This is a genomic window from Corallococcus exercitus, assembly GCF_003611585.1.
Taxonomy (GTDB): domain Bacteria; phylum Myxococcota; class Myxococcia; order Myxococcales; family Myxococcaceae; genus Corallococcus; species Corallococcus exercitus.
The window spans coordinates 1-8,719 of record NZ_RAVW01000416.1; the positions used below are offsets into that span (position 1 = coordinate 1).

The 8,719-nt window shown below is 71.3% G+C and carries 8 protein-coding genes; 1 reads left to right on the plus strand and 7 read right to left on the minus strand.

Annotation, left to right across the window (positions count from 1 at the left end; genetic code table 11):
* Window positions 1-1,849 (minus strand): DUF4388 domain-containing protein (locus D7W79_RS34180; RefSeq protein WP_208729912.1); only part of this gene is annotated, 1,849 nt, incomplete at its 3' end.
* A 106-nt stretch (window positions 1,850-1,955) separates the two neighbouring features.
* Window positions 1,956-2,768 (minus strand): hypothetical protein, encoded by an 813-nt coding sequence (locus tag D7W79_RS34185; RefSeq protein WP_120529532.1) that lies wholly within the window; start codon window positions 2,766-2,768, stop codon window positions 1,956-1,958.
* Window positions 2,769-2,876: 108 nt separating this feature from the next.
* On the opposite strand from D7W79_RS34185, the gene D7W79_RS34190 reads away from it, so the two are divergent.
* A complete protein-coding gene (locus D7W79_RS34190) occupies window positions 2,877-3,662 on the plus strand; it encodes a TSUP family transporter (protein WP_120529526.1) in 786 nt (261 codons plus the stop codon).
* A 22-nt stretch (window positions 3,663-3,684) separates the two neighbouring features.
* On the opposite strand, the gene D7W79_RS34195 is transcribed toward D7W79_RS34190, so the two are convergent.
* From D7W79_RS34195 to D7W79_RS34215, 5 genes are all read right to left on the minus strand, one after another.
* A complete protein-coding gene (locus tag D7W79_RS34195; RefSeq protein ID WP_120529527.1) occupies window positions 3,685-4,206 on the minus strand; it encodes a YfbM family protein in 522 nt (173 codons plus the stop codon).
* 8 nt (window positions 4,207-4,214) lie between these two features.
* Window positions 4,215-4,724, minus strand: a complete 510-nt coding sequence (locus D7W79_RS45930) for a biotin/lipoyl-containing protein (RefSeq protein WP_120529528.1) — start codon at window positions 4,722-4,724, stop codon at window positions 4,215-4,217.
* A 39-nt stretch (window positions 4,725-4,763) separates the two neighbouring features.
* Window positions 4,764-6,281: an acetyl-CoA carboxylase biotin carboxylase subunit gene (locus D7W79_RS34205; protein WP_120529529.1), complete on the minus strand. Its 1,518-nt coding sequence runs from the start codon at window positions 6,279-6,281 to the stop codon at window positions 4,764-4,766.
* 40 nt (window positions 6,282-6,321) lie between these two features.
* Complete coding sequence (locus D7W79_RS34210; protein WP_120529530.1) at window positions 6,322-6,936, minus strand: hypothetical protein; 615 nt, start codon at window positions 6,934-6,936, stop codon at window positions 6,322-6,324.
* A gap of 132 nt (window positions 6,937-7,068) precedes the next feature.
* On the minus strand, window positions 7,069-8,631 hold the full coding sequence (locus tag D7W79_RS34215; RefSeq protein WP_208729913.1) for an acyl-CoA carboxylase subunit beta: 1,563 nt from the start codon (window positions 8,629-8,631) through the stop codon (window positions 7,069-7,071).
* Window positions 8,632-8,719: the final 88 nt, after the last annotated feature.

Genomic DNA, 8,719 nt, shown 5'->3' on the forward strand with positions numbered 1-8,719 from the left:
GACGTGCACCGGGGCCCGCCGTGGGCGCGGTACCGGGACGCGCGGCACCCGGACCCGCCACGGGAGCGGCACCGGCAGGGCGGGGCGCGGCACCGGGCCCCGCGACGGGAGCGCCCGGGCCCGCGCCAGGCGCACCAGGGCCTGCGACGAACGCACCGGGTCCGGCCATCGGCGCGGCACCGGGCCCCGCGACGGGGGCTCCAGGACCGCCCATGGGTCTGGCTCCGGGACCCGCGGCAGGCGCACCGGGCGCACCAGGACCCGCGACGGGCGATCCAGCGCTGGCGCCACGCGCACCCGGGCCCGCGACAGGCGCACCGGGACCCGCGACAGGCGCACCAGGAGCGGAGGCACCAGGACCGGCGACAGGCGCACCGGGCGCGGCACCGGGACCCGCGACGGGCGCACCAGGACCGGCGGCCCCAGGACCCGCCGTGGGCGCGGCACCCGGGGGACGGGGCGCCGCTCCAGGCGCGGCGGTGGCCGTGGGACCCGAGGCCGGAGGAGGCGGAGCCGCCGCCTGCGTGCGCGAGGCCGCCGCGAACGAGACGCCGTTCAGCTCCTTCAGCAGGAACGCCACGCGCAGCAGGTGCTCCGCGTCCTGCGGCACGTCCTGGAGCAACTGCCCCAGCGAACGCACCCCGTCGATGAAGGCGAGCGCGCGCACCTCGTGCGGCGTCAGGCGCAGGTCGCTGGAGGCCACCCGGCCGCCCGACTTCATGATGGGCATGGGCAGCACGTAGGCCAGCCGCCGCTTGAGGTCCGCCGTCGGCATGCGGCGCACCTGGTCGCTGAGCAGCGCCCAGCGGTTGCCCAGCGGCATCGACTTCTGCGCCGGCAGGTCGCGCGCCTCGAAGGAGAACGTCCCGGACTCCGCCCGCAGCGCCTTGCCCAGGATGCCCAGCGCCCGCTGCGCCAGCTGCGTGAACGCCGTCGCCGGCTGGAGCAGCCCCAACCCGAACAGCGCCGCGAGCAGGTCACCGCCAAAGCGGTCCTTCGCGCCTTCCGCCTGCTGGAGCTGCTCCGCCGTCAGGAGCCGCGCCCCCAGCAGCGACACGCCCAGCGCGTCCTCCGCGTGCGACGAGTCCACGAACTCCGGACTGCCCTTGCGGAAGTGGATGGACAGCGTGCGGTCCGAAAGCCCCAGCGTCAGCAGGCCCGTCTGCTCGCCCGCGGCGATGCGCCCATACAGCTGCATGGGCGAGCACTGCTGGAGCTGCCCCTGCGGCGGCACCGTGTTGGTTCCGTCATCCGCGGGAGCCTGCGGCGTCTGGGGCGCGGCCGGACGCGCCGCCGCGGCCACGGGAGCCCCGGCGGGAGCGCCCGGCGGACGGGGCGCCGCGACAGGTGGCCCCGGAGGCCGCGCGGCGGCGACAGGACGTCCCGCCGCGTCCACGGCCGGACGCGCTGCTCCGGGCCCGGGGCCCCGCATCGCGCCAGGGCCCGCCATGGGCATGGCGCCAGGCCCCGCCATGGGCGCCGCTCCGGGGCCCGCCATGGGCATGGCGCCAGGCCCCGCGACGGGCGCCGCTCCGGGACCCGCCATGGGCGCGGCCCCAGGACCGGGCGCGACGACGGGGCCGGGCGGCGGCGGAGGAACGATGGCGGCGGGCGCGGATTGCACCTGCGACGCGGGCGCGCCGTCCCCCCACAGCTCGCGGGGGAACGCGTCCCGCACCTCCGGGAAGCGCCACGGGAAGGCGAACTGCAGACCATCGGTGGAGACCTGGAGCTTGCCCTGGATGGAGCCGCTGTCGATGAGCAGCTCGATGGTCGGACCCGTCAGCGGCCCCCACGTGGTGCCCCGATCGTTCCGCACCCAGTACTGCCGGACCTCGCCCTCCGCCATGTGCCGTCCTGCTCCCATTCCCTCTAGCGCCGGGAAGCTGAAATTTTATCGCCGCCCGCGCCCGCGTCCAAGCGGACGTCCTTCCAGGAGCGGGCGGTCAGGCGTTTCAGGGCGTCGCGCCCTCCATCGCCGCCAGCCCCACGCTGGCGAGACAGGCCGCGTCGGCCTGCTGCTCGGCGGGCGGGTCGAAGCAGTACACCTCGCTGTCGAAGACCTTGCAGATGCCCGCCGGCGTCCCCGAGCACGCCACCTTGCCGTAGGCCGTGGTGCAGTTGTAGCCGCACACCGGGCCCGTCTCGCTCAGCTTGCACTGGGGCGCTGGCAGGCCCTTGCCCCACGCGCAGAGCGCCCCGGGCGACGGGTCGAAGCAGGTGACGTGGCCGTTCTGCGCCTTGCACACGCCCATGGGCGTCTTGGCGCACCGCACGCCTTCGGAGGCGTTCACGCAGTTGAAGCCGCACGCCAGCTGCACGCCGTTGCTGACGCACTGCGCGCGCGGCACCTGCCGGCCGAACACCGCGAACACCGCGGCGGGCGGGTCGAAGCACGTCACGTTGCCGCCCTGGCTCCGGCACACGCCCGCGGGCGTCTTCGCGCACTGCACCTTGCCGAAGTCGGTGACGCAGCCGTAGCCGCAGCCCACCACCCCGTCGATGGTCTTGCACTCCGGCTCCGGCAACCCAGCGCCAAAGGCCTTCACCACGTAGGCGGGCGGGTCGAAGCAGACGGCCTGCCCGTCGATGACGGTGCACTTGCCCTGGAGCGTCTGGGCGCACCGCACGCGCTGTCCATCCGACTTGCACGCATAGCCACAGGACACGTGCCCGTCGATGGAGCGGCACGTGGCGGTGGTCGCGTCGGGCGGCGAGGGCGGCGCGGCGAGCGTCAGCGCCAGCACGGTCATCAGGGTCGCGAGCATGGACCGCATTGACCCCCAAGCTTCCGCGCGACGCAAGCAACCGGCCGGGACGGCGCGCCGTCCGGGTGATAAGCGGGCGCCACCCGCGGCGAGGAGGCGGGCCCCACCGTGGACCTGGACGTCAGCGCGTTGAAGCTGGTGCTGCTGTGTGTCGCCGCGCTGAGCGCGGGCTTCGTGGATGCCATCGCGGGAGGCGGCGGGCTCATCACCCTGCCGGCGCTGCTGACGGCGGGGCTGCCCGCGCACGTGGCGCTGGGCACCAACAAGGGGCAGTCCGTGTTCGGCTCGGGCGCGGCGCTGGTGCGCTTCGCCCGCGCGGGGCTGGTGGACGGCAAGCTGGCCCGGGCGACGTTCCCCTTCGGCCTGATGGGTGCGTTCGGCGGCGCGGCGCTGGTGCTGCTGCTCAAGCCGGAGGTGCTCAAGCCGCTGGTGCTGGTGCTGCTCATCGCGGTGGCGGTGTTCCTCGCCTTCCGCCGCACGCCGCCGAGGCGGGACGGCGTGGAGCCCTCGCCCCGGCCGCGCGCGCAGGCCATCGGCGCGCTCATCGCGCTCTGCATCGGCACCTATGACGGCTTCTTCGGCCCGGGCACGGGCACGTTCCTCATCGTGGCGTTCTCGTCGCTCTTGGGCCACGGCCTGGCGCGCGCGTCCGCGGACGCGAAGGTGGTGAACTTCGCCTCCAACCTGGCGTCGGTGACGCTCTTCGCGCTGCGGGGCGTGGTGCTGTGGAAGGTGGCGCTGCCCATGGCCGCGGCGCAGTTCACCGGCGCGTGGCTGGGCGCGCACGTGGCGGTGAAGGGCGGCGACAAGCTGGTGCGCGTCGTGGTGCTGGGCGTGGTGGCCGCGCTGGTGCTGAAGCTGGGGCGCGACGTGTGGCTGGGCTGGGCGGCCTGATGCAGGCGCGCCCGCCCGGCCTTCAGCCGATGTGCACGAGCATCGCCAGGCCGCGCTTCGCCACGGCGGCGGTGAACTTCTGGAGCTCCACGAAGTAGGAGAGCAGTTCCTCCAGCGGATCCACGTCCTCCGCCGGCTCCTCCTCGTCCCAGGTGCCGGGGTAGATGTCCTCCGCCTGGAGCCGCGCCGGGTCGAAGCGCTGGCGCAGGTCCTCCACGGAGGTCTTCTTCAGCGCCTCCGCCAGCGCCTTCACGGAAGGCGCGTCGAACACGCGCGCGGTGCCTTCATCCGACGGGATGTCGCCCACGTCCTCGCCGCCGCGCACGAGGAAGTCCAGCGGCGGCGTGCCCTCCCACGCGGTGCCGGTGAGCAGGTACTGGAGGCCGTGCCACGCCTCGCCGATGTCCAGCTCCAGGAACGCCGCGCCCTTCGCGTCGCCGAAGTCCTCCTCGTCCTCCAGGAAGGGCTCCAGCGACTCCGGCGCCTTCTGCAAGGCCTGGCGCTGCGTCTCGGTGGTGCTGCGCAGCGTGCAGAGCATCTCCATGGGGCGGGCTACTCCACGACGACGAGCTTGGCGTTGTTCTCCACGGCGGTGCCCTCCTTGGCGAACACCTCCGTGACCTTGCCGGCCTTGGGGCTCTTGAGCTCGTTCTCCATCTTCATGGCCTCCACGACCACGAGCCCCTGGCCCTCCTTCACCTCCTCGCCGACCTTGACCAGCACCTTCACCACCTTGCCGGGCATGGGCGCGAGGATGAGCTGGCGGCCCTCCACGGAGAAGCTGCCCGCGGCCGCGCGCATGCGCAGCTTGCGCTCATCCGCCACGTCGGTGCGGTTCACCTGCCCGCGCACCAGCGTGCCAATCTCGTCGCCGTTCTCCTCGAACTCGACGTTGTAGGACTGGCCGTCCACCAGGAGCGACAGCGTGCCCTGGTCCACGGAGAGCGCGTCCACGTGGTATTCCTTGCCGTTCACCGTGAGCCGGTAGCGGTCCTGACCCAGCGACTCCAGGTCCACCGGCACCGACTCCTTCTGACCCTGCTGCTTCGTGAAGTAACGCATGGAGGAAAGGTCCTTCCTTGGGCTTGGGCAGGAAGTGGATCAGCGGCGGCGGCTCTTCAGCGCCAGGCGCCACGGGCTGATGCGGCCGCTGGTGTCACCGCCACCGCTGCGGGACGGCAGCGTCTTCGCGCGCTTCTGGTCGCGCTGGAAGGCGTGCAGCGTGCTCGCGAGCAGCGCCACCTCGCTGAGCTTGGGGTCCTCCTCGCCCAGCAGCGCCGTGTGCTGGCGGGTGAGGAAGCTGGTGTCGTAGTCCCCGCCCACGAACTCCGGGTGGGACAGGATGCCGTGCAGGTAGCGGATGTTGGTGGTGATGCCCTTCACCACGTACTCGGACAGCGCGCGCTTGGCCCGGGCGATGGCCTCCTCGCGCGTGGCGCCCCACACGGACAGCTTCGAAATCATGGGGTCGTAGAAGTTGGGCACCGTGAAGCCCGCGAACACGCCCGAGTCGTCGCGCACGTTCGGGCCGCTCGGCACGCGCAGCGCGTGGATCTTTCCGGGGCTGGGCATGAAGTTGCGCGCGGGGTCTTCCGCGTACACGCGCACTTCGATGGCGTGGCCGCGCGGCGCGGGCGCTTCAAAGAGGGGGAGCTTCTCACCCTCGGCGGCGCGGATCTGCATGGCCACGAGGTCCAGGCCCGTGACCCACTCCGTCACCGGGTGCTCCACCTGGAGGCGGGTGTTCATCTCCAGGAAGTAGAAGTTGCGGTGCACGTCCACCAGGAACTCCACCGTCCCGGCGCCCACGTAGTTGACGGCCTTGGCCGCCTTCACCGCGACCTCGCCCATCTTCGCGCGCATCTCCGCCGTGAGGATGGGGCTGGGCGTCTCCTCCACCACCTTCTGGTGACGGCGCTGCGCGGAGCACTCGCGCTCGTTCAGGTGGATGGTGTTGCCGTACTGGTCGGCGAAGACCTGGATCTCCACGTGGTGGGGCTTCTCCAGGTACTTCTCGATGTAGACCGCGTCGTTGCCGAACGAGCTCATCGCCTCGCTCTTGGCGGAGCGCCACGCGGAGTCGAAGTCGGCCATGCCCTCCACGCGGCGCATGCCCTTGCCGCCACCGCCGCCGGCGGCCTTGAGCATGATGGGGAAGCCGATCTTCTGCGCGTACTCGCGCGCCTCCTCGATGGTGGCGATGGGCTCCGTGGTGCCGGGGACGACGGGCACGCCCGCCTTGATCATGTTCGCGCGGGCGCGGGTCTTCTCACCCATGGCGTCCATGGCGGAAGCCGGCGGACCGATGAAGGTGATGCCGGCCTTCTCGCAGGCGCGCACGAAGGACGCGTTCTCAGAGAGGAAGCCGTAGCCGGGGTGGATGGCGTCCGCGCCGGACTGCTTCGCGACCTCCAGGATTCGCTCCTGCACGAGGTAGCTCTCGCGCGAGGGCGGGGGACCGACGAAGTAGGCCTGGTCGGCCGTGCGCACGTGCAGGGCGGAGCGATCTGCTTCGGAGTACACCGCCACCGTGGCGATGCCGAGGTCCTTGCAGGTGCGCATCACCCGGATGGCGATCTCGCCGCGGTTGGCGACGAGCACTTTGCGGATCTTGGGCATGGGCGCCCGTCTAGCATGGGGCGCCCGGGATTGCCTGCCCCTACTTGCGCAGGTTCAGGTACTCATCCATCAGCTGCTTCGCCTGGGCGAGCTTCGCTTCGACGAAGCGGTCGTCCTCGTCCGGCTCCGGGGGCGTGGCGGGGTGCGCGGGGGCCTCCACGGGCTTGCCGTCCGGCCCGAAGTCCACCGCGGCCGCCAGCAGGTTGCGCGCCGCATTCCCGCTGAAGAGGCGGGCCAGGGCCGTCGTCTCCACGTCCAGCCAGCGCGCGGCCTGGCGCAGGACGTCCAGGTACTCACCCTCCATGGCGCGCGGCGGCCGGCTGGGGGCGGCCATGCAGACGCGCGCGTAGCTGTGCTCCCGGTCCACGTACATGCCCATGGAACGGTCGCGGAAGTCCTTGGAGAGGGCCTGCGTCATCGCGTCCAGGTGCTCCTCGGGGGAGGACACCTTGCCGGGCGTCTTGCCGGAGACCAGGGGAATCTCCGCCACGTGCCAGCCACAGTCGGCCAGGGCTTCCGGACGGGACTCCACCCACTTGACCTCCGGCGTGGGCAGGTCGAGCCCCTCGCACACGCCCTTCAGCGTCTGACGCAGGGCGGTGAGGTTACCTTCGACGTCGGAGAGGAACAGGACGAGTCGGCGCTGCTGGGACACGTGGGGGGCTCCTTGAGTGGCCCCGTGAAAGCCCCGGCGTTACCTCAGAATTTCCGGAAGTTGCGACGCCCGCCTGCTCTCCAGACAGCGGGAGGCAGGCAGGCGGTCTCCGGAACTTTTGGGGGACTCCTTCTACAGCGGGATGTTGCCGTGCTTGCGGGGCGGGTTCTCCTGCCGCTTGTCCTTGAGCATCTCCAGCGCGCGGATGACCTTGGCGCGGGTCTCCTCCGGGCGGATGACCTCGTCGATGTAGCCCAGCTCCGCCGCCTTGAACGGGTTGGCGAACTTGTCGCGGTAGTCGTCCGTGAGCTTCTTGCGCTCGGCGTTGGCGTCCTGGGCCTTGAGCAGCTCGTTGCGGAAGATGATGTTCACCGCGCCTTCCGGGCCCATCACGGCGATTTCGGCGGTGGGGTAGGCGTAGTTGATGTCCGCGCGGATGTGCTTGGACGCCATCACGTCGTACGCGCCGCCGTAGGCCTTGCGGGTGATGAGCGTGATTTTGGGGACGGTGGCTTCCGCGTACGCGTAGAGCAGTTTGGCGCCGTGGGTGATGATGCCGCCCCACTCCTGGTCGGTGCCGGGGAGGAAGCCGGGCACGTCCACCAGGGTGAGCAGGGGGATGTTGAAGCAGTCGCAGAAGCGCACGAAGCGCGCGGCCTTCACGCTGGCGTCGATGTCCAGGCAGCCGGCGAGCACCGCGGGCTGGTTGGCGACGATGCCCACGCTCTTGCCGTTCATGCGCGCGAAGCCGACGACGATGTTCTTCGCGAAGTGCTCCTGCACCTCGAAGAAGTGCTTGGAGTCCACGATGGCGCGGATGATCTCCTTGATGTCGTAGGGCTTGTTCGGGTTCGCCGGGACGATGGTCTTCAGCGACTCCTCGGCGCGGAACGGGTCGTCCTCGCACGGCTGGGCGGGCGGGTCCTCCTGGTTGTTGGAGGGCAGGTACGAGAGCAGCTCGCGCGTCATCGCGATGGCGGCCTGCTCGTTCTCCGCGGCGAAGTGGGCCACGCCGGACTTCTGGTTGTGCGTGAGCGCGCCGCCCAGGGCTTCCTTGGAGACCTCTTCATGCGTCACCGTCTTGATGACGTCCGGGCCGGTGATGAACATGTACGACGTGTCCTTCACCATCATGATGAAGTCCGTGATGGCGGGCGAGTACACCGCGCCGCCCGCGCACGGCCCCAGGATGAGCGAAATCTGGGGGACGACGCCGGACGCCAGCGTGTTGCGCAGGAAGATGTCCGCGTAGCCGGCGAGGCTCTCCACGCCTTCCTGGATGCGCGCGCCGCCGGAGTCGTTGAGCCCGATGACCGGCGCGCCCACGCGGGTGGCCAGGTCCATGATCTTGCAGATCTTCTGGGCGTAGGCGCCGGACAGCGAGCCGCCGAAGACGGTGAAGTCCTGGGCGAACACGAAGACCTGGCGGCCCTCCACCGTGCCGTAGCCGGTGACGACGCCGTCACCCAGGATCTTCTTGTCGCCCATGCCGAAGTCGTGGCTGCGGTGGGTGACGAACTTGTCCAGCTCGCTGAAGGAGCCGGGGTCGAGGAGCAGGTCGATGCGCTCGCGGGCCGTGAGCTTGCCGGCCTCATGCTGCTTGGCGATGCGCTCAGCGCCGCCGCCCTGCTCGGCCTGCTGCTCCATCTGCTGGAGCCGTGCGCGCAAGGGATCGTTCTCGGGGGTCGTGGCGATGGGGGGCCGCCTTAACACGATTGGAAGGCGGTGGCAGCGCTTCCCTTGCCTCTGGAGGGGGGGACGGACGGCCGGGCCCGGTGTGCAC